This window comes from Tessaracoccus zhenghani (assembly GCF_054552775.1).
This window is the reverse complement of record NZ_CM137275.1, coordinates 1,994,140-2,015,434: the sequence shown is the minus strand read 5'-3', so window position 1 is coordinate 2,015,434 and position 21,295 is coordinate 1,994,140. Positions and strand designations below refer to the sequence as shown.

18 protein-coding genes are annotated in these 21,295 nt (G+C 69.8%); 3 read left to right on the top strand and 15 right to left on the bottom strand.

Annotated elements, in window-relative coordinates:
- Positions 1–18: 18 nt before the first annotated feature.
- The 10 genes from pta to ACX1DX_RS09540 all read right to left on the bottom strand — a co-directional run bounded on the left by pta (position 19) and on the right by ACX1DX_RS09540 (position 11,730).
- Entirely contained in the window at positions 19–2,076 is a 2,058-nt protein-coding gene (gene pta, locus ACX1DX_RS09585) for a phosphate acetyltransferase (protein WP_459396418.1), read from the bottom strand.
- Between the two features lie 51 nt (positions 2,077–2,127).
- Complete coding sequence (locus ACX1DX_RS09580; protein ID WP_459396417.1) at positions 2,128–2,676, bottom strand: NADPH-dependent FMN reductase; 549 nt, start codon at positions 2,674–2,676, stop codon at positions 2,128–2,130.
- 75 nt (positions 2,677–2,751) lie between these two features.
- Positions 2,752–3,825, bottom strand: a complete 1,074-nt coding sequence (locus ACX1DX_RS09575) for an LLM class flavin-dependent oxidoreductase (RefSeq protein WP_459396416.1) — start codon at positions 3,823–3,825, stop codon at positions 2,752–2,754.
- A gap of 47 nt (positions 3,826–3,872) precedes the next feature.
- Positions 3,873–5,312 carry an HNH endonuclease signature motif containing protein gene (locus ACX1DX_RS09570; protein WP_459396415.1) on the bottom strand — a complete coding sequence of 480 codons (1,440 nt, stop codon included), beginning with the start codon at positions 5,310–5,312 and terminating at the stop codon, positions 3,873–3,875.
- A gap of 267 nt (positions 5,313–5,579) precedes the next feature.
- The gene (gene mnhG / locus ACX1DX_RS09565; RefSeq protein WP_459396414.1) at positions 5,580–5,942 is read right to left on the bottom strand and encodes a monovalent cation/H(+) antiporter subunit G; all 363 of its coding nucleotides are present in this window, start codon (positions 5,940–5,942) and stop codon (positions 5,580–5,582) included.
- Entirely contained in the window at positions 5,939–6,253 is a 315-nt protein-coding gene (locus ACX1DX_RS09560) for a monovalent cation/H+ antiporter complex subunit F (RefSeq protein ID WP_459396413.1), read from the bottom strand. The genes mnhG and ACX1DX_RS09560 overlap by 4 nt, the downstream gene beginning before the upstream one ends.
- Positions 6,250–6,849, bottom strand: coding sequence for a Na+/H+ antiporter subunit E (locus ACX1DX_RS09555; RefSeq protein ID WP_182763242.1), 600 nt, complete (start codon positions 6,847–6,849; stop codon positions 6,250–6,252). The genes ACX1DX_RS09560 and ACX1DX_RS09555 overlap by 4 nt, the downstream gene beginning before the upstream one ends.
- Positions 6,846–8,402 carry a Na+/H+ antiporter subunit D gene (locus ACX1DX_RS09550; protein ID WP_459396412.1) on the bottom strand — a complete coding sequence of 519 codons (1,557 nt, stop codon included), beginning with the start codon at positions 8,400–8,402 and terminating at the stop codon, positions 6,846–6,848. The genes ACX1DX_RS09555 and ACX1DX_RS09550 overlap by 4 nt, the downstream gene beginning before the upstream one ends.
- Positions 8,399–8,833 carry a Na(+)/H(+) antiporter subunit C gene (locus ACX1DX_RS09545; protein ID WP_182763244.1) on the bottom strand — a complete coding sequence of 145 codons (435 nt, stop codon included), beginning with the start codon at positions 8,831–8,833 and terminating at the stop codon, positions 8,399–8,401. The genes ACX1DX_RS09550 and ACX1DX_RS09545 overlap by 4 nt, the downstream gene beginning before the upstream one ends.
- Complete coding sequence (locus tag ACX1DX_RS09540) at positions 8,830–11,730, bottom strand: Na+/H+ antiporter subunit A (RefSeq protein WP_459396411.1); 2,901 nt, start codon at positions 11,728–11,730, stop codon at positions 8,830–8,832. The genes ACX1DX_RS09545 and ACX1DX_RS09540 overlap by 4 nt, the downstream gene beginning before the upstream one ends.
- Positions 11,731–11,882: 152 nt before the next feature.
- On the opposite strand from ACX1DX_RS09540, the gene xylA reads away from it, so the two are divergent.
- On the top strand, positions 11,883–13,046 hold the full coding sequence (gene xylA, locus ACX1DX_RS09535; RefSeq protein WP_233120763.1) for a xylose isomerase: 1,164 nt from the start codon (positions 11,883–11,885) through the stop codon (positions 13,044–13,046).
- A 10-nt stretch (positions 13,047–13,056) separates the two neighbouring features.
- Entirely contained in the window at positions 13,057–14,451 is a 1,395-nt protein-coding gene (gene xylB / locus ACX1DX_RS09530) for a xylulokinase (RefSeq protein WP_459396410.1), read from the top strand.
- Positions 14,452–14,454: 3 nt separating this feature from the next.
- Here xylB and ACX1DX_RS09525 read toward each other — a convergent pair whose 3' ends face one another.
- From ACX1DX_RS09525 to ACX1DX_RS09510, 4 genes are all read right to left on the bottom strand, one after another.
- A complete protein-coding gene (locus ACX1DX_RS09525; RefSeq protein ID WP_459396409.1) occupies positions 14,455–15,249 on the bottom strand; it encodes a deoxyribonuclease IV in 795 nt (264 codons plus the stop codon).
- Between the two features lie 45 nt (positions 15,250–15,294).
- Positions 15,295–16,737 carry an MFS transporter gene (locus ACX1DX_RS09520; protein WP_459396408.1) on the bottom strand — a complete coding sequence of 481 codons (1,443 nt, stop codon included), beginning with the start codon at positions 16,735–16,737 and terminating at the stop codon, positions 15,295–15,297.
- Positions 16,738–16,817: 80 nt separating this feature from the next.
- The gene (locus ACX1DX_RS09515; protein ID WP_459396407.1) at positions 16,818–17,699 is read right to left on the bottom strand and encodes a hypothetical protein; all 882 of its coding nucleotides are present in this window, start codon (positions 17,697–17,699) and stop codon (positions 16,818–16,820) included.
- A 78-nt stretch (positions 17,700–17,777) separates the two neighbouring features.
- The gene (locus tag ACX1DX_RS09510) at positions 17,778–18,641 is read right to left on the bottom strand and encodes a glycoside hydrolase 64/thaumatin family protein (protein ID WP_459396406.1); all 864 of its coding nucleotides are present in this window, start codon (positions 18,639–18,641) and stop codon (positions 17,778–17,780) included.
- 122 nt (positions 18,642–18,763) lie between these two features.
- Between ACX1DX_RS09510 and udp the strand changes: the two genes are divergently transcribed.
- Positions 18,764–19,537: a uridine phosphorylase gene (udp, locus tag ACX1DX_RS09505; protein WP_459396405.1), complete on the top strand. Its 774-nt coding sequence runs from the start codon at positions 18,764–18,766 to the stop codon at positions 19,535–19,537.
- 4 nt (positions 19,538–19,541) lie between these two features.
- On the opposite strand, the gene ACX1DX_RS09500 is transcribed toward udp, so the two are convergent.
- Positions 19,542–21,155 (bottom strand): ATP-binding cassette domain-containing protein, encoded by a 1,614-nt coding sequence (locus ACX1DX_RS09500; protein ID WP_459396404.1) that lies wholly within the window; start codon positions 21,153–21,155, stop codon positions 19,542–19,544.
- Positions 21,156–21,295 lie beyond the last annotated feature (140 nt).

Sequence of the window (21,295 nt, the reverse complement as noted above, 5' to 3'; positions counted from 1 at the left end):
GCCGCGTCGGCTCCTGGCTCAGTTGGTCTGGGCCTGGATGGCGGTGATGGTGATGGTCGACACGATGTCGTCCACGAGGGCTCCGCGCGACAGGTCGTTGACCGGCTTGCGGAGGCCCTGCAGCACGGGGCCGATGGCGATGGCGCCGGAGGTGCGCTGCACGGCCTTGTAGGTGTTGTTGCCCGTGTTGAGGTCCGGGAAGATGAACACGGTGGCACGCCCCGCGACCTCCGAGTTGGGCATCTTCTTGGCGGCGACCACCTCGTCGACGGCGGCGTCGAACTGGATGGGGCCCTCGACCTTCAGCTGCGGCGCGCGCTCGCGCACCAGGCGGGTGGCCTTGCGCACCTTGTCGACGTCTGCGCCGGAACCCGAGTCGCCCGTCGAGTACGACAGCAGGGCCACGCGGGGCTCGATGCCGAAGTTCGCGGCGGTGGCGGCCGAGGTGATGGCGATGTCCGCCAGCTGCTCGGGGGTGGGATCCGGGTTGACGGCGCAGTCGGCGTAGACCAACACGCGGTTGCTCATGCACATCAGGAACGAACCCGACACGACGGAGACCTCAGGCTTGGTCTTGATGAACTCCAGCGACGGCCGGATGGTGGCGGCGGTGGTGTTGATCGCGCCCGACACCATGCCGTCGGCCATGTCCAGGTGGACCATCATGGTGGCGAAGTAGGACGGGTCCGTGATCCGCTGGCGGGCCTGCTCGATGGTGACGCCCTTGTGGGCGCGCAGCCTGGCGTATTCCGCCGCGAACTGCTCGACCAGCTCCGGGTCCTCCGGGTTGACGACGGTGGCGTCGGAGAGGTTGAGGCCCAGCTCCGAGGCGCGCTGGCTGATGCGCGCCACGTCGCCCAGCAGGATGATGTCTGCGACGGAGCGCTGCAGCACGATGTCCGCGGCCTCGAGGATGCGGTCGTCCGTGGCCTCCGGCAGCACGATGCGCTGCTTGTTGGCCCGGGCCATCTGCATGATCTGGAACTCGAACATGGTGGGCGTGCGGATGTCCGTGGTGGTGAGGTCGATCTTCTCCAGCAGCGCACTCTCGTCGACGTACTGCGAGAACAGCGCCCGCGACACCTCGATCTTGCGGGGGGAGCTGGTGGACGTGCCGCGCACGCCCTGCAGCTTCACGGCGGTGGAGAAGGTGTCGCCCTTGGTGACCGCGATGGGCAGGTCGATCGTCGAATCCGTGAACAGCTTCGACACCGATTCCGGGATCTCGAAACCGCCGGTCAGCACCATCGCCGACAGCGGGCCGTAGTGCGGCGAGCGGTGCGCCATCACGAGGCCGGGGAGCAGGTCGAGGCGGTCCGCCGGCATGATGACGGTGGATTCACGCTTCAGGTAGGGCAGCAGGTTGGGCAGCGTCATGCCGCCCACGATGGTGTGCAGCGACTCGTGCGCCAGGAACTCGCTCTGCCCCAGCCACTGGGTGGCTCCGACGGCGGCGAACTGGGCTCCGACGGAGGGGGCGCGCAGCACGGGGCTGTCCGGCAGCACGGCGACCACGGTTTCACGGACCCTGTGCAGTGCATCGGCGACCTCGGCCTCCCGGCCCTCGTCCGCATGCGTCGCGATCAGCGCGATGACGGTGTTGTGCCGCGACTCGAACGCGTCGACGGCGGACTCGGTCATCCGCTGGACCTGCTCGGCCGAGCGGTCCTTGGCGCGTGCCACGAAGATCACGGGCGAGTTGAGGTTGGCGGCGATGACGGCGTTGTGGTCCAGCTCCAGGGCCGACTCGAAGTCGTCGTAGTCCGAACCGACGATGACCACGGCGTCGCGGTTCTCCGACAGCTCGCTGTACTTCGCGACGATGGTGTCGATCGCCTGGTCCGGATCCGCGGCGTAATCGGCGTAGGTCACGCCCACGGCGGACTCCAGCGACTGGTTGACGCCCTTCGGCGAAAGGAGGGCCTGGGTCACTGCGTCAGCGTCGAGGGAGTGCACGAGCGGGCGGAAGACGCCCACCGAGCGCACCTGGCGAGCGAACAGGTCGATCACGCCCAGGGCGATGGACGACTTACTGACCAGCCGCTCCGACGAGGCAATATAAACACTTTTGGTCACGGGGACCACCTTATCGCGATTCGTTTGTTGGAATGGGGCGGGTCTACAGCGTCAGCGTAGGAGCTTCGCGGCGGCCAGCACGACGGCGTCCAGCAGGTGCTGCAGCTGCCCGGGCCGGTGGGCGTCGGGGCGGACCTGGTTTCCGTCGAATTCCGTGGCGTTGTTGAGCGACACCTGGTTGCGCAGCCCCCACAGGTGCAGCGCCGCGAGGATGGGCCGCCACGCCTCGACGGCGCGCACCCCGCCCTCGAAGCCGTAGGAGACGAACGCCACCGGCTTGAACGCCATCTCCATGCCGAGGTGGTCGACGCCGTTCTTGAAGCCGCCCGGAACGCCGTGGTTGTACTCCGGGGTCAGCCACACGTAGCCGTCACAGGCGGCGAGCGCGTCGGCCCACGCCTGGACGTTGGCGTCGGGGTACTTGCCCGCGTAATCGAAGGGCTCCACCTCGTCGGTGAGCACCGGCAGGTCGTAGCCGGCCAGGTCGATGAGCACGAACTCGGCGTCGGTGCGCTCCGCGGCGAGGCCCATGATCCAGTCAGCGACGGATGTGCCCTTGCGGCCCTTGCGGACAGAGCCCAGAACGATGCCGATCAACATGTCAGTGCCTTTCGGATGCGCGAGAACGGTGTTGGTATACCAGCGACTCTATCGCGGCCGAGCGGCCCAGACGGCTCAACTGTCGAGGAGAGCCTCCGCCAACAGTTCGAAGCCGCGCACCTTCGCCGGCCAGCGGTCTGCGGCGTCGCCCTCGTAGGCGCCCTGGACGGGGTGCACCATGATCTCGTCCACGCCGAACTCCGCCGCGGTCTCGCGCAACTGGTGGGCGACCTCGTCGGGGTCGCCCACCGCCCACGTGTCGAGGGTGGGCTGGGCGGCGCGGCGCAGGTCGTCGGTCAGCAACCGCTTGACGTCGGCGCCGACGAACGGCGAAGGCGACAGGCCGCCGCCGGTGGAGAACTTCGCCATCGTGTAGAGGTGGGGCTCGACGAGTTCCCAGGCCTCGTCGGCCGTCTCGGCCACGCAGACGTTGACGGTGACGAACGTCCGCGGTGCCTCACCGTTGTCTGTGGGTTGGAACGAGCCGCGGTACAGGTCGAGCGCCTGCCGCGTGCCGCGCCCGCTGAAGTGGTGCGCGAACACGTACGGCAGGCCGAGCGCAGCGGCGAGTTGCGCCGAGTAGTCGCTGGAACCCAGCAGCCACACCTGCGGGGAGTGCTGGATGTCCGGGGCGGCGCGGAGCTGGTAGGTGCGGCCGTGGGGGAGCCGCACCTCGGCACCGTCGGGGCTGAGGAGAGTGAGGATGTCGGTGACGTTGCGGGGGAACTCGCGCACGGGATCGACGGGGCGGCCGTCGGCGTCGACGAAGTGGCCCCCGCCCAGCTGCCCGCGGATGGCGGCCGACGTGATGGGGTCCGTGCCCGGCGCGCGGCCGATGCCCAGGTCGATGCGGTCGCCGTACACGGCGGTCAGCAGGGAGAACTGCTCCGCCACCGCCAACGGGGCGTGATTGGGCAGCATGACGCCGCCGGAGCCGAGGCGGATCTGGTGCGTGTCCTGCCCCAGGTACATCAGCTCGACGGCGGGGGAGGTGGATGCGACCGAGTCTGTGTTGTGGTGCTCGGCCACCCAGTACCGGGTGAAGCCCAGCCGGTCCGCCGTCTCGGCCATCTCCCGGCTGGCCCGGAGGCTGTCCGCCGTCGTCTGGCCCCTGCGGACGCTGATCAGGTCGAGTACCGAAAGCTGCATACCCCCCACCGTAGAGGCACCGTTCAAGCTGTGGTCTCGGTGGGGCCCTATCTCGACGACGCCCGGCAGGCCACGCCCTCAGGGGCAGCGGATTGCCAGACGGCCGCGGTGCGGGCGATCAGGTCCTCGAGCCGGCTGAGGTCAGGGGGCTCGGGTTCGTCTGGGCAGGGTGGTGCCTTGGTCGAGGAGACGAGGTGTTCGCGCAGGAGGTGCCTGCGGTGTTGCCTCGGCCTTCGCGCCGGATCGACATGCCGGGGTGGGGTGAACCACGGCTTTCCGGTGTCCGGGTCGAGGTGGACCTGCCATTGTGATCCGGCTGATTGGTGTGGGTCTGGTTCGACCAGCCGGTGGTGGTGTGCACACAACAGCACTGCGTTGGTGATCGACGATTCTCCGCCTGCCCACCAGGGGACGATGTGGTGGGCTTCGCAGGCCCGTGGTTTGGCGGCGCAGCCGGGGAATGCGCAGCCTCCGTCGCGGAGGGTGAGGGCGGTGCGGATCCCGGTGGGGAACAGGCGGTGTTTGCGGCCGACGTCCAGGGGGTGTGAGTTGGTGCCGAGGACGACGGGGATCAGGTCCGCGTCGCAGGCCAAATGTCTGGCGTCGGCGGCGGATAGGCCGCCTAGGCTGGCGCCGCCGAGCACGTCGACGCGTCCCAGCCCGGTGAGCAGGGTGTCGTAGTTGACGGTGATGTGGACCTGGGGCCGGTCTCCGCCGTGGGCGGGGAGCTTCCCGGTGGCGGCAGCGGTGTGGACCAGGATCATCAACGCGTCCGCGCGGCGGACGGCCGGATCCGACGGCTCATCCGAGTCGCGGTACGAGGATGCCGGCGGCATCACCGCGTCCAGTTGGGCGGCGAGCAGTTCTACCTGGGCGGTGGGCAGCAGGCCGGTGAAGCGGGAGGCGCCGTGGTGGTCCGGGGTGATGGTGAGGTACCGGTTGCGGTGGGCAGCGCGGTCTTGCGCGTCGAGTCTCTTCTTGTCTTCGGCCTCGGCGCCGTCGGGGTCGATCACCCGGAACACGTGGCTGGCCAGTTCCCGCAACTCGTCCGGGCCGAGGTTGTGGACCTCCGCCAGGACGGAGCGCTGGCACAGTTCTACCTCTGCGCGCGTCACGGCGTTGGGGAGCTTCCGTAGCCCGGAGATGATCGCTTCGGCCTGCGCCAGGGAGATTTCCCCGTCGTTCAACGCCGCGGCGATCAGCGGGAACCGCTCCCCGAGATCCAGCGCGAGTTTCAGCGAGGCGGTGGCCTGGGCTGTGGTGGTGCGCACGGATTGGCGAACCTCTTCCACCACGCCGTCGGCGGCGGAGAGGCGGGCCTCATGGAGGAGGTGAAGGCGCAGGCCGGCCAGTTGGGCCTCGGCCTCGGTGACGGTGTGCACCATGTGGGCCAACCGTTCTGCGGCCGGTGAATCAGTTCGGAGTGAGCCTGCGGCGTCCCAGAGCGCAGCGATGCCCTGCTGCATCAGTTCCCGCGCTTCGCTCATGTGAACTAGCCTAAGGGAACGCACGGTCTAAAACAAGGGAAAATGCCTTGTCAGGCGCAACTTGTGCTAGCACTGACCTCTGACAATTCCCGTCATCACATGGCCGGTCAGGGGCGGGCAGGTGTCGGCATCGGGGGTCCTTGGGCCAGCCGCAACCCGCTGGCTCAGGAAACGATGGACTGGCCGTAGGCCCGTAGGCCCGTAGGCCCGTAGGCCCGTAGGCCCGTAGGCCCGCAGGCCCGCAGGCGGCGAGCCCAGGAAACCGTCTCAGTCCAGGTGGCGGAAGCCGGCGCCCTGAAGGTCCTCGGCCAAGTGGTTCACCACGAGTTCGGTGTCGTCGGTCAGGCCGCTGCGGTACGCCGAGCGCGACACCAGGCTCGCCGACACGGGCGCCGTCAACAACTGAAGCGTGATGATCAGCAGGCACAGCCCAGCTGACCACCACGTCCGGAGGCTGAGCGCGATGCCGACGGACACGAACAGCAGGCCCAACACCTGCGGCTTCGTGATGGCGTGCATCCTGCCCAGCAGGTCCGGGAACCGCACGAGGGCCACTGCGGCGCCGAAGCAGAGGACTGCGCCCACCAGAATGGAGAGGGCCCCCAACAGGTCGAAAACCGAATCGATCATGATGTGTGCTCCTTGCGCTGCCGGTTGTAGCGGTGCCGCTGCAGCATCCTGTCCGACACCATCCGCGCCACGGACACGGCGCTGGTGAAGCCCAGCATCGAGAGCAGGACGAGCACCATCAGTTCGGTGGACAGGTCCGTCCAGACCACCCACAGCCCGAGCGAGGCCACCATCACGGCGACGATGAGGTCTGCCGCGACGGAGCGGTCGAGCTGGGAAGGGCCCGCCGCGATCCGGTTGACGCCGATGAACGCCGCCACGGTCAGCAGCACGGCCGCGACGGACAGGATGATGTTGGTGGCCAGGATCATGGTTCGACCTCCAGGTCGAGGGCGTCGGGGGCCGGGTGGTGGTGCAGCGCGGCGTTGAAGTCCTCTATCTCGCGGCGGGAACCGAAGGCGCGCACCACCCGCGACTCCACGTCGACGGCCATCTTCTGCACCCGCCCGATGGGGTCGTCGCCGTGCAACTGGATGGCGTGCAGGTAGAGGCGGCGCGGGTTGCGCACCACTTCGACGACGACGGTGCCGGGCACCAGTGAGATCATCTCGGCCACCTGCACCTGATAGAGGTCGTTGTCGGTGATGAGGTCGATCCGCACGATGCCCGCGCGCAGGTCGACCTTCCGGTGGAACGCGAGCAGGAACACGCGGATGGACGACACGACCAGGTCGTAGACCAGGTGCCCGATCAACCGCAGGATGCCCACCGGCCGAAGGCGACCCTTCCAGAACACAGGGGGGAGCGGGAGCACGATGCCCACCACGTAGCCCAGCAGGAGGCCGGACACGATGATCATGGGGGAGACGCTGCCCCAGAGCAGCACCCAGACGGTGGCCATGGACAGCACCGACAGCGGCCGGAACGTGAGCCGCTCGGCCAGGGGCACGCGGGACCTGGCGATCATCGCAGACCTCCCGGCAGCACGGCTTGGACGTAGGAACCGTCGCGCAGCGCGGCTGCGGCGGCGTGCGCGTACTCGTAGAGCGGGCCGGCGAACACCGTGAGGGCGAGGCTGAACAGGATCAGCCCGATGGTGGCGCCCACCTGTAGCGGGGGCATGGGGCGGGTGTCCTCGTCGGCGATCTCGTCGGGGTCGAGGTCCTGCGCCGCGGCATCCGCCCGGCGCTGTTCGGCGGGGGTGACGCCCCAGAATGCCCGGTTCCAGACCTTGGCCATCGCCATCAACGTCAGCAGGCTGGTCAGCACGCCGCCGGCGAGCACCGTCCAGGCCAGCGGGGTGCCCACCTCGGCGGCCGCCTGGAGCAGGCCGAGCTTGCCGATGAAGCCCGACAGCGGAGGGATGCCACCGAGGTTCATGGCGGGGATGAAGAACAGGGCCGCCAGCAGGGGGGCGACCTTCAGCAGGCCGCCCAGCCCGTCGAGCGACGACGTGCCGCCACGCCGCTCGATCAGCCCCGTCACGAGGAACAGCGTGGCCTGGATGGTGATGTGGTGCGCGGTGTAGAAGATGGTGGCGGCCAGGCCCGCGTCGGTGCCCAGCGCGATGCCGAAGATCATGTAGCCGATGTGGCTGATCAGCGTGAAGGACAGCATTCGCTTGATCTCCACCTGGGCGATGGCGCCGAGGATGCCCAGCACCATGGTCAGCAGGGACGCCACGAGCAGCACGTTGTAGACGGTGTCGGCGGGGAACAGCAGGGTTTCGGTGCGGATGATGGCGTAGACGCCCACCTTGGTCAGCAACCCGGCGAACACCGCGGTGACGGGGGCCGGCGCCGTCGGATAGGAATCCGGTAGCCACGACGACAGCGGGAAGACCGCCGCCTTGATGGCGAACGTCACGATCAACAGCACCTCGAGCAGCAGCTGGACCGGCTCCGTGAGGTCGCGCAGCCGGACGGCGAGGTGGGCCATGTTGACGGTGCCCGTGGCGGCGTAGATGGCCGCGATCGAGATCAGGAACAGCGAGGAACTGAGCAGCGACACCACGACGTAGGTGGTGCCCGCCCGGACCCGGTCCGACGTGCCACCCAGCGTCAGCAGCACGTAGGACGCGAACAGCAGCATCTCGAAGCCGACGAACAGGTTGAACAGGTCACCCGCCAGGAACGCGTTCGACACGCCCGCCATCAGCAGCAGGAAGGTGGGGTGGAAGATCGAGACCGGGGTCTCGCGCTTGACCTCGTCCCTGTCCTGGCCGGTGGCGAAGAGGAGCACGCCCAGGGCGATCACCGAGGCGACGAACAACATGAGGGCGCTCAGCCGGTCCACCACCAGCGAGATGCCCAGGGGTTCGGCCCACGCGCCCAGCCAGAGGGCCATGGGCCCGTTGGCATGGGTGAGCCACATGAACAGGGCGCCCAGAGCGACGATGCCGCTCAGGCTGACGATCGACACCAGGCGCTGGAGCCCGGGGCGACGGGGGAGGGCCAGCGCAATGGCTGCGCCGCCGATGGCCAGCAACACGGGTAGGGGGAGGAGGTTGTGCAGCATCATTCGCTCACCACGTCCGCGCCGGTGTCGGAGAACGTGGTGTCCTCATAGGACTCAGAGGTGACGTCGTCGAGCGCGAGCTGGCGGATGCGCGCATCCTCCACGTCGTCTGCCACCTCGTCGTGCCCGTGCAGCTGGAAGCTGCGGTAGGCGAGCGTGAGCACGAACGCCGCCACCGCCATGGTGATGACGATCGCCGTGAGCACCATCGCCTGGGGCAGCGGGTCCGAGACACCGTCGGCGCCGGAGTCGCCGAGGCCGATGATGGGCGCCAGCGCCGGCTTGCCGGCCGCCACCAGGAACATCAGGTTCACGCCGTTGCTGGCCACCATGACGCCCAGCAGGATGCGGGTGAGGGAGCGCTCGAGCAGCAGGTACACGCCTGCCGCGACGAGGGCGCCGGCCGTGATGGCCAGGACGAGGTTGGCTGTCATCGGCGCTCTCCGTAACCGGGGATGGCCTTGGTGGAATCCGGGATGGGCATGGGGGCGATCTCCTCGGAGGCGTGCTGGTCGATGCCGGAACCGAGGCTGCGGGCCACGTCGAGCAGCATGCCGACCACGACGAGGTACACGCCGATGTCGAAGACCGTCGAGGACACGAGGTGGAGCTCGCCGAGCAGGGGGATGGTGAGGTGGGCGTCGTAGCTCTGCAGGATGTTGCCGCCGAAGAACGCGGGGGTGATGGCGGCCAGCAGGGCGAGGATGAGCCCGCCGCCCAACAGGCGTCCGGCGTCGAACGGGGCGGCCTCGTCCAGTTCGTGGCGGCCGGCGGCGAGGTAGCGCGTCATCAGCGCCATCCCCGCCACCAGGCCGCCGGCGAAGCCGCCGCCGGGCCAGTTGTGGCCCGCGAGCAGCAGGTAGACCGACACCACGATCATCACGCCGAACAGCATCCGCGTGATGACCTCGAACACCAGCGAGCGCACCATCGGCGACAGCGTCTGGCCGGCGCGCAGCCACACGCCCGGAGAGCTGTCCGCCTGCGGCTCGTCCTCGCGTGATTCGAAGGCCTGGGCCGTCGAGGTGATCCCCACCACGCGGGAGCGGAGGAAGATCAGGGACGCGACGCCGGTGGCGGCGATGACGAGCACGGAGATCTCGCCGAGCGTGTCCCAGGCGCGGATGTCGACGAGCGCGACGTTGACGATGTTCTTGCCGTAGCCGAACTCGTAGGCGGCCTCGTACCAGGCTTTCGACACTGGCTCCGCCACGCGGGCGCCCACGGCGACCAGCGAGATGAGCGTCACCGTGATGCCGACGGCCAGCGCGATCAGCACGCGCCACCAGCGCGTCGAGCTCAGCGGGCGGTTGGTGAAGTAGCGCGGCAGCTTGCGCACGACGAGCACGAACACCACCACCGTGACGGTCTCGACGAGGACCTGGGTGAGCGCCAGGTCCGGCGCCCCGCCCATGGCGAAGAGCAGCGCCAGACCATAGCCGGTGACGCCGACGAGCAGGACGGCGCGGATGCGCCCGCGGGAGGCGGCGGCCAACGCCGCGGCGGTCACCATCACGGCCGCGACGAGGAGCTGTGGCCAGCTGTCGAAGAGCCGGTAGGTGGGCCAGATGCGGATGCGCAGCATGGCGTAGGTGGAGAGCGCGACCATCACCAGCAGGATGGTGCCGAGGTAGATCGACAGCGAGCCGCGCTGGGTGCGCGCGGTGACCTCGACGGAGATCCGGTCCAGACCGTGCATCGAGCGGTGGAAGATCTCCTCCGACGTGGTGGTCGTCGGGAACGTGCCCTGGATGTCGGCGATCCGCTCGCGGAAGACGAAGAGAAGCACGCCGGCAGCCACCGCGATCGCGGACATGCCGAGCGGCCACGTGACGCCGTGCCACAGCGCGAGGCCGTGGCCGGGCTGCCCGTGCCCGACCTGGGCGGCGTAGGGGGTGAGGATGTCGGTGAGCTGGGGGCCGAGGAAGCCCAGCACCAGGCTGAGCGCGCCCAGGAACATCGGCACGCCGGCCATGCCGAGGGCCGGACGGTGCCAGCTGAGCGCCGGGGCGCCGTCCTTGGAGGCGAAGGCGCCCCACCAGAAACGCAGCGAATAGGCCACGGTGATGGCGGAGCCGAACACCAGCGCGACGGCGAGCGCCGCCGCGGCCAGGGGTGTGACCGCCTGGATGTCGCCGACGACGAGGTAGACGATCGACTCGAACGCCGCCTCCTTCGTGAGGAAGCCCACCAACGGCGGCATACCAGCCATGGAGAGCGCCGCGAGGCCCGCGAGGACCGCCAGCCAGGGCACCCGGTACCCCACACCGCTGAGCTCGCGGATGTCGCGGGTGCCGGCGGAGTGGTCGATGAGGCCGACGCACAGGAACAGCGTGGACTTGAACAGCGCGTGCGCGATCACGGTGCCGATGGCCGCCAGCGCGGCGGCCTCCGTGCCGATGCCCGCCAGCAGCACCATGAAGCCCAACTGGGAGACGGTGCCGTAGGCCAGCAGGAGCTTGAGGTCTGTTTGGCGCAGCGCGCGCCAGCCACCCATGATCATCGTGAGGGTGCCCAGCAGCATCACGGCCGGCCGCCAGAACGGTACTGTCGCGAACGCGGGGGCGAGGACGGCCACCAGATAGACGCCGGCCTTCACCATGGCCGCGGCGTGCAGGTAGGCCGAGATGGGCGTGGGCGCCGCCATCGCACCCGGCAGCCAGAAGTGGAACGGCACGAGCGCCGACTTCGACAGGGCACCCACCAGCATCAGGAGCGCGCCCGCCGTGGCGAGGACCCCCGTCGGCGGGTTGGCGACGATCTGCTCGAGCGAGAACGTGCCGGAGGCGCTCCAGAGGGCGATGATGCCGATCAGCATGGCCAGGCCACCGGTGGTGGTCACGACCAGCGCGGTGTGCGCGGCGCCGCGGTTGGCGCGGCGGGTGGGGTCGTGGCCGATCAGCAGGTAGGAGAAGACCGTGGTCAGTTCCCAGAAGACGTAGAGCACCACCAGGTTGTCCGCGGTGACCAGCCCCAGCATCGTGCCGGCGAAGAGCGTGAGCACCGCGGCGGACCGGCCGCTGGTGAGGCCCTCGAAGTACCAGCGGGAGTAGATCAGGACGCCCACACCGATCCAGGTGACGATCATCGCCAGGACCCACTGGAGCAGGCCCAGGCGCAGCGTGAGATCGATGTCGAGCGCCGGGATCCAGCCGTAGGCCTCGACGTAGGGGCGGCCCGCCAGGATCAGCGGCGCCTTGGAGACCAGCCAGATGCCTGCGGCCAACGGGGCGAGCGCCAGGATGAAGTAGGCACGGGCCCCCATCCGCTTCACGATCAGGGGCGTGAGGGCGCCCAGAATCGCATGGACGGCGATCAGGGCATAGAGCACGCCAGAGCTCCCCTCGGGTTTGGGTTCTTGGTGGCGGGGTCAGCTTATCGGGTGTGGCAAAGGGCTCTCAAAGTTCGGCGATGCCCGTTGCCGTGTCTGGGGTCGTGCTGATATTGTTTTCTCAGAAAACAAATCCAATGGAGGAGAGTCCCGTGTCTGATCTTCGTTATTCCTTCGGTCTCTGGACGGTGGCCTGGCGTGGCACCGATCCCTTCGGCAGCGACACGCGGCCTGAGTTCGACCCCTGGTACTACACCGACAAGCTCGCCGAGCTCGGCGCCTGGGGTGTGACCTTCCACGACAACGACGTCTACCCGTTCGATGCCGACGACGCCACCGTCGCCAAGCGGCTGGCCAAGTTCAAGGAGGCGTGTGACGCTTCCGGCCTGACCATCGAGATGGTCACCACCAACACCTTCAGCCACCCCATGTTCAAGGACGGCGGCCTGACCTCGAACGACCGCTCCGTGCGTCGCTACGGGCTGCGCAAGATCCTGCACGCCGTCGACATCGCCGCCGACATGGGTGCCAGCACGTTCGTCATGTGGGGCGGGCGTGAGGGCGCCGAGTACGACAGCTCCAAGGACTACCACGCGGCACACGCGCGCTACGCCGAGGGCCTCGACACCGTCGCCGGCTACATCAAGGAGCAGGGCTACGGGTTGCGCATCGGCCTGGAGCCCAAGCCCAACGAGCCGCGCGGCGACATCCTCCTGCCCACTATCGGGCACGCGCTGGGCCTGATCAACACGCTCGAGCACGGCGACATCGTGGGCCTGAACCCGGAGGTCGGCCACGAGCAGATGGCCAACCTCAACTACACCCAGGGCCTGGGGCTGGCGCTGTACTGCGACAAGCTCTTCCACATCGACCTCAACGGCCAGCGGGGCCTGAAGTACGACCAGGACCTCGTGTTCGGTCACGGCGACCTCATGAGCGCCTTCTTCACCGTCGACCTCATCGTCAACGGCTTCCCGGCCAGCCCGGACGCGCCGCGCTACGACGGCCCCATCCACTTCGACTACAAGCCCAGCCGCACCGAGGGCGTCGAGGGCATCTGGGATTCCGCGAAGGCCAACATGGAGGCCTTCACGATGCTCGCGGACCGCGCCAAGGCCTTCCGCGCCGATCCCGAGGTGCAGGAACTGATGAAGAAGGCCTCCATCTTCGAGCTCGCGGAGCCCACCCTCGCCGAGGGCGAGACCATCGCGGACCTGCGCAAGGCCGAGATGCCGGATCCCGCCGAGAAGGGCGCCCGCGAGTATCATTTCGTCGAGCTTCAGCAGGCAGCGCTGCGGCACCTGCTCAAGGGCTAGGAGACCGACGATGGCATTGGTGGCAGGCGTCGACACCTCGACACAGTCGTGCAAGGTGCTCATCGTCGATGCCGACTCCGGCGCTGTGGTGCGCCGGGGCCAGGCGTCGCACCCCGACAGGACCGCCGTCGACCCGGAACACTGGTGGAACGCGTTCCAGCAGGCTGCCGAGCAGGCCGGCGGGCTGGATGACGTCGAGGTGCTGAGCGTCGGCGGCCAGCAGCACGGCATGGTGGCGCTGGACGCCGACGGCCGAGTGATCCGCGATGCGCTGCTCTGGAACGACACCCGCTCAGCGGGGGCCGCGGCGGACCTGCGCGCGGAGTTCGACGGCTGGGCGGAGGCCGTGGGCCACCTGCCGCTGGCGTCGTTCACGCAGACGAAGCTTCGCTGGCTGGCGGACGAGGAGCCTGACAACGCGGCGCGGGTCGCCGCCGTCGCGCTCCCGCACGACTGGCTGACGTGGCGCATCCGTGGCGCACGCTCGCTCGACGACCTGGTCACGGACCGCTCCGACGCCTCGGGCACGGGCTACTTCGACTCGGTCGCCAATGAGTACCGCCGCGACCTGTTGTCGTTGGCGCTGCGACGCGACGCCGCGAATGTGGTGTTGCCCCGCGTCCTGCGTCCCCACGAGGCGGTCGAGGGGCCCGGGTTCCTCATCGGGCCCGGCGCCGGCGACAACGCGGCGGCCGCTCTGGGGCTGGGCCTCGCGCCCGGCCAGACGTCGCTGTCGATCGGCACCTCGGGAGTGGTCGCTGCGGTCTCCGGCACCCCGGTGGCCGACGCCACCGGAACCGTGAACGGGTTCGCGGACGCCACCGGCGCCTGGCTGCCGCTCACCGCCACCCTCAACGCGGCCCGCATCCTCGACAGCGCCCGCTCCGTGCTGGGCGTCGATTTCGACGAACTGGCCAGGCTGGCACTCTCGGCCGCGCCCGGCGCGGGCGGGCTGACCCTCGTGCCGTGGTTCGAGGGGGAACGCACGCCCAACCTGCCCGACGCCACGGCGTCGCTGGTGGGCATGACGCTGGCCAACTTCACGCCGTCGAACCTCGCCCGCGCCGCCGTCGAAGGCCTGTTGGGCCTGCTCGGTGGGGGTCTTGATGCGGTGCGAGCGCTCGGTGTCGCCGTTGAGCGCGTGTCGCTGATCGGTGGCGGCGCCAAGTCTGAGGCCGTGCGGCGGATCGCCCCAGAGGTGCTCGGGGTGCCCGTGGACGTGCCGCCGTCCGGCGAGTACGTGGCGCTGGGCGCGGCGCGTCAGGCCGCGTGGGTGCTGACCGGAACGCTCCCCACCTGGGAGCTGGCCGGTTCCCAGACCTACGAGGCCGCGTCGAAGCCGGAGGTCATGGAGCGCTACCGCGCAGAGGCCGAGCGGCTGGCTGTCGCCAACGGCTGGAAGTAGCCCTCAGAGCCGGGCCCGGAGCCACGCCAGGTCGGCGTCGTGCTCCGGGACCCCGCCGGGGGTCTCCAGGATGGTCGGCACGGCCGCTTCGCGGATGATCGCGATGAGCGCCTCCGGGTCCGCCTGACCCTGACCCAGGTTGGCGTGCCGGTCGGCGCCGCTGTCGTAGGCGTCGCGGGAGTCGTTGCAGTGCACCACGTCGATGCGGCCGGTGATCGCCTTGATGCGTCCCACCAGGCCGTCGAGCTGCAGCCCGCCCGCGTGGGCGTGGCACGTGTCGAGGCAGAACCCCACCTGAGCGATGTTGTCCGAACCTGAGATGGCGTCCCACAGCCGCTCGATGGACTCCTCGTAGCGCGCCATCGCCTGCCCGCCGCCGGCCGTGTTCTCGATGAAGATCGGCACCGGCAGCTTCAACCCGTCCACGCACTTGCGCCAGTTCTCGTAGCCGACGGCTGGGTCGTCCTTCGCGGTGACGTGACCGCCGTGCACCACCACACCGAGCGCGCCGACGGCGGCCGCCTCGTCGACGGTCTGCTGCAGCAGCTTGCGGCTGGGGATGCGCACGCGGTTGTTCAGCGACGCGACGTTGAGCACGTAAGGGGAGTGGATGACCAGCTGCACGCCTGCGTCGGCGGCGGCCTGCTTGAGGGCCTCGGCCCCGCCGTCGGTGAGGGCCGCGGGCTTCTTCCAGCTCTGCGGGTCGCCGAGGAAGATCTGCACGACGCCGGCGCCGAGCGCCGCGGCGTCGGCGAGCGGGTTGACGGAGTCGACGTGGGCACCGAGGGGGAAAGACATGGTGCCCAGCCTAGCTACGTGGCGGGGGAAGTCACTGGCGCGGTTTCAGCGCGCATGCTGCCTGTCGTCCATGATCCCCAGCACCAGCGCGAGCAGGAGGCAGGCCGCGATCCCGGTGAAGGCGCCCATGAACGCCAGGGCCCACGAGCCCGTGGCGGCGACGGCGAAGAAGACGCCGGTGATGGCCGCGTTGCCCAGCGCGGTGGTGATGCGCTCGACGGTCTGCTTCAGGCCGCTGGCGGTGCCGCCGTGGCGCACGGGCACGTCTTGCATGCTCAACGTCTGGTTCGCCGAGGCGAACGCGCCCATGGCCGCCCCGTTGAGACCCAGCGTGGCCGAGAGCCACCAGAACGACCAGCCGAACTCGCCGATGCCCCACGCCACCAGGATGCTCAACAGGGCGCCGGTGACCATCAACGCGAGCGCGAAGACGACGAGACGCCTGCCGCGCGTCATCACGAAGCGCACCGTGTAGATCGAGGCGACGGCGCTCAGCACCGCGTTGGGGAGGCCCAGCAGGCCGGTGCGCAGCGCGTCGACCCCCAGCCCGTTCTGCAGGAAGATCGCCACCACCGCGAACGTGGAGGTCAGACCCAGGAAGGCGGCGCCGGAGACCAGCAGCCCGTTGCGGAAGGAGCGGTAGCGGAAGAGTTCGAGGTCCACGAGCGGCTCGCGGCCCGCGGCCTTGTACCGGCGCTCCCAGAGCCACCACGCGAGGATCAGGACGGCGGCGAGCGGCAGGAGCCACCAGGCCCACGACTGCCTGGCCATGAACGGGTACATCACGGCCACCACGGAGGCGGTGATGAGTAGCGAGCCTACCGGGTCCAGATCGACCCTCCCCGCCGTCGCGTCGAGGCCCAGCCGGCGCCTGCGTTCCTTCACGAACGGGAACCACCTCAGGCCCAGCACGACGGCGGCAAGGCCGAGGGGGAGGTAGCCGAAGAAGGCCCAGCGCCACCCGGTCTCCGGGCCCGCGGCCTCGATGATGGCACCGGCGATGACGGGGCCGGCCGCTACTGAGGCGGAGATCGTCACGCCCAGCAGGGCGAACGCCTTGGCCCGCCCGCCGCCGCTGAAGTACTGCTGGATCATGCCGGTGACCTGCGGCGAGAACAGTCCCGCGCCCACGCCCTGCACCAGTCTGGCTGCGTTCAGGATGAACGCGTTGGGCGCCAGGCCGCAGGCCAGCGACGCCACGGTGAACAGCGCCGCACCGACGATGAACCAGGAGCCACGCCCCAGCACGTCGCCGGCGCGGCCGGCGGGGATCAGCGTCACTCCGAAGGCCAGCGCGTAGCCGGCGAGCACCCACTGGAGGTCCTGGTCGGTCGCGCCCAGCCCCTCCTGGATGGTGGGCAGGGCCACGTTGACCGACGAGATGGCCATGAGCGACATCCCCATCGACAACAGCAGGACGGCCAGGACCTTCATCCGGTGGAAGGTCCTGGCCGTGCCTGGTGCGGAGATGCGGTTTCTATCGGTCACCCGGCGAGTATGTCACCCAGTGGCGGGATCACCCGCGTGGCGTGTCTGGGTCACCGGTCCCCCTCCGGGTGACGTGCCCGTCACTGGTTGAAGAGGACCTGGTTGTTGAAGACCCACGTGGTCTCCTGCCGGTAACCGGAGGCCGTGGCGCTGATGACGGTGGCCTGGATGTAGCTGCGGCAGGCGCCGCGGCCGGTGGTGGGGGTGTCGCATTCGGTGCGCCACTTGCGGCCGTCGGTGGCGGTCCAGCCCGGGGTGGTGTTACCCAGCGGGTTGTTCTTCCACAGGGCGCGGTCCGACCAGCGGTACGTGAGCGAGTTGAAAGCCCATCCGTCCGTCTTGATGTAGCGGCCGTCCTTCAGCGTGATAACGGAGGCCCAGATCTCGGTGCGGCAGCGGGCGGTGGCCGAGTACGGCTCACAGGTGGTGCGCCACTGGCGAGAGTTGACGGTGCGCTCACCGGGGACGGTGTAGACCTCCATCATCGGCCTGAAGAGCTTGGCCGTAGCGATCAGCGCAGTCTCGGACGAGGCGGAGCTCGTGTTGCCCGCCATGGTGGCCAGAGCGCCGGGCGCGAAGGTCCAGTAGTAGAACGCCGGGCTGGCATCCGCCCACTTGAACGCGTCGGCCCCCAATGCCGGCACGGGTTGCGGCTGGAACGGATAGGGGCTCTCCTCGGGCCACCCGGCGGCCAACGCCGCCATGGCCTCGGCAGGGGTGCCGACGGAGACGCTGACGGTGAAGCCGCTGAATTCGTCGCCGCCCACCTTCTGGTAGCGGCAGGACGTGGTGGTGACCTCGGTGCGGGTCATCTTCGCGCCCCAGGTGGCCGAGACGGCCTCGGCGCTGGGACAGGCGACGCGGGCCACGGCGGCGACCGGGGCGGCGTGCGCGGGAGTGGCCACGCCGACGGCGAACATCGCTGCGGCGGCCAGGACGCTGAGTGTGGTGCGGAGCTTCATTGGAATCGCCTTCCTCAAAGGTCTGTACCGGTAAGACGCGACGAGCGGCGCTTTGGTTGACAGGCGGACCGGTTCGGCTCAGCTGAACAGGACCTGGTTGTTGAACACCCAGCCGACAGTGGTGACGAACTCCCCGTCCGGGGCCACCTCGACGGTGGGGTGGCGCAGCCAGGTGCGGCAGGCGCCCCGGCCGGTGACGGCCGTGTCGCACTCGGTGCGCCAGACCCGGCCGTCGGCCCGCCACGTTCCGTCCGTGGCGAGCGGGTTGTGCGCCCACAGCGCGCGCTTGGACCAGAGGTACGTCAGCGAGTTGAAGGTCCAGCCCTCCTGGCGGCGGAAGGAAGCCCCGTCCGGCACGACGGCGTGCGCCCAGATCTCGGTGCGGCAGCGGGTGGTCTCGGAGTACGGCTCGCAGGTGGTGCGCCACTTCCGGCCGCCCACCGTGCGCTCGCCCGGCACGGTGTAGACCTCCATCTGTGGGCGGAACAACTCCGCTGTGGCCACTGCCTTCGCGTGCTCGTCGACGCCGCTGAGCGTGCCCACCGCCCCCGGGCTGACCTCCCAGTAGACGTTGGCCGGGCCCGCGGACTCCCAGGAGAACGCCTCCGGGCCCAGCGCGACGGCCGAGCGGATGGTGGCGTCCTGCCACGCTTCGACGCGGGACCGGGCTGCGGCCAGGCCGGCGTCCTTCGTGTAGGTGAATTCGACGCGCTGCCGCAGGCCCTGCGCGGCGGTGGGGGCGCTCTCGTACCAGCAGGAGGCGCGAGTGGCGGTCAGGGAGGACAGGTCGTAGCCGGACACCTTCGAGACCTGCTCGGCGGTGGGGCACGAGATGCGCCGGACCGGCGTGACGGGGGCGGTGCCCTCGTCGGCATGTGCCACGACGGGGACGGCGAGGAGCAAGCTGGCGGCGACGGCCAGCGCACGGCGCAGCACGTTCATCGCATCTCCTCCTCGGCCCCCACACCGAGGTGACGCGCCCGACGGTGTGCCTGACAAACTCTAAACCCAGCAGGGGCTGCCCGGATACGGGTAGCTTGGCTGACATTCAGTAAGGAGCATTCATGGCCTACTCAGAGGGTTACGAGTACCACATCCACCTCGCCCAGGGCGACATCGGGCGCTACGTCTTCCTCCCCGGCGACCCCGGCCGCTGCGAGGTCATCGCGCAGCACTTCGACAACCCCCGCTTCGTCGCGTCGAACCGCGAACACACCACCTGGGCCGGTGAACTCGACGGCGTGCCCGTCGCTGTCACGTCCACCGGCATGGGCGGCCCGTCGACAGCGATCGCCGTCGAGGAACTCATCCACGTGGGCGCCGACACCTTCATGCGCGTCGGCACCTCCGGCGCCATGCAGCCGGAGACGCAGCCCGGCGATGTCGCCGTGATCAACGCCGCCATCCGTGACGAGGGCACTGGCCTGCACTACCTGCCGATGGAGTTCCCCGCCGTCGCCCACCAGGACCTCGTCATGGGCCTGACCGAGGCCGCGCGGGACATGGGGAAGCGCTACCACGTGGGCGTCTCGCAGTCGAAGGACTCCTTCTACGGGCAGCACTCGCCGGATTCGATGCCCGTGGCGTCGCGCCTGAAGGAGCGGTGGGACGCCTGGGTGAAGGGCGGCTGCCTGGTCTCCGAGATGGAATGTGCCACGCTGTTCCTCGTCGCCGCCACCCGCCGCGTACGCGCCGGCGGCGTGATGATGATCATGGGTCACCACGATTTCCAGCCCATGACCGACGAGGAGAAGGCAGCGTCGCAGATCGGCAACCTGATCCCCACCGCCATTGAGGGCATGCGTCGCGTGATCGCGGCCGACAGGGCGCGCGGCTGACGCCTCACCGGTCACTGATCCGCACGTCGCCCGCCTCCCGGGTGAGATCCCAGCGACGGGTGACGTGCAGGTCGCGGGCGAGGTGCGCGTCGTGGGTGACGATGAGGAGTGCGCCGCGGTAGTCGCCGAGCGCGGCCACCAGTTGCCCCACCGACGCCAGGTCGAGGTTGTTGGTGGGTTCGTCGAGCACCAGAAGCTGGGGCGCCGGATCCGCGAACAGCGTGCGCGCCAGCCCCAGCCGGAACCGTTCGCCTCCGGACAGGGTGGCCGGCGGCTGGTCCGCACGGTCGCCCCTGATCAGGAACCGCGCCAGGAGCACCTGGGCGTCGTGCGGCGTCCGGCCCGGGGTGGCCGCCCGCACCGCCTCGAGGGCGGAGGGGAAAGCGTCCAACTCGTCGAGGCTCTGGGTCAGCACGCCGACGGGCACCTGGGGCGGGAGCGTGACGTCAACATCGCCCAGGAGGTGGGAAGCGGTGCCGCTGCTCAGCAGCCGGCCGAGCAGGGTGGACTTGCCCGCCCCGTTGTCTCCCGTGAGGCGGATCCGCTCGGGGCCGACCACCTCCAGCGGCGACTCCCCGGGCTGACGCAGGGCCAGGACCCGCTTGCCCGGCGGCACCGCCGTGTCCGGCAGGTCGATCCTGATCACCTCCGGGGCCCGTGCCGCGGCGTCCGCGCGGCTGCGCGTGTCCAGCGCGTCGGCGACGGCCCCCGCGTGCGCCGTCGCCTTGGCGCCGGATCCCTTGTCCGCGCGGTCCTGGAAGTAGTGGGCGGCCATCTTGTCCACGTTGCCCTTGGCCCGCTCTCGCCGCCCGGAGCGGTCTCGCTGAGCCTGCCGCTGCAGCTCGGCCCGCGCGGCACGCTTCGCGCGGGACACCTCGGCGTCGGCCTCCCGGAGTCGCCGCTCAGCCGTGGCCTGGGCGGCGGCGCGCTGCTCCTGGTAGGCGCTGAACGGGCCGCCGAAGCTGACGGTGCCGCGGGGATCGAGGTCCACCAGCGCGTCCACGCGCTCCAGCAGGTCGCGGTCGTGGCTGACGACGATGACCGCGCCGTCCCAGGCGCTGAGGGCCTCGTTGAGCCACCGTCGGGTGCGGGTGTCGAGGTTGTTGGTGGGCTCATCGAGCAGGGTGATGTCGGCTCGGGCGAGCCGCGCGCCCGCCAGGGCGATCCGGGTGGCTTCGCCGCCGGACAGCGAGCCGGCGTCGCGGTCGAGGAAGTCCGTCTCGACCGGCAGCCCGAGCGTGGCCAGTGCGGCCAGGGCGCGGGGCTCCACATCCCAGTCCTCGCCGACGGCGTCGAACTGCGCCTGGTCTACGGACCCGGATTCGATGGCCCGCAGCGCGGATCGGACGGGTGTGATGCCGAGCAGGCCGGCGACCGAGCCCGCAGTCGACACGCGCTGGGGCAGGAGGTGCACCCGCCCGGAGGCGAGCAGCTGGCCCGCCGTCGGCTGGAGGCGGCCGGCGATGAGGCGCAGCAGGGTGGTTTTCCCGGAGCCGTTGGGCCCGATGAGCCCCGTCCGGGCAGCCGGGAAGGTGGCGGAGACGCCGTCGAGGATGACGGCTCCGTTGGGCAGGTGGAAGGAGAGGCCGTCTGCGACGACGGCAGGGCAATGAGCCATGAGGGGTCCTGAGGGGTCGCTGGGATGCGGTCTGGTGGACGGCACGCCAACGGGCGCGCCCGGCTCAGTCAGTCATGTCACTTCCAAGGTTGGGGTCCGTCAAGTCTAGACACCGACGGGCAGGTCTGTGCCGCTGCGCG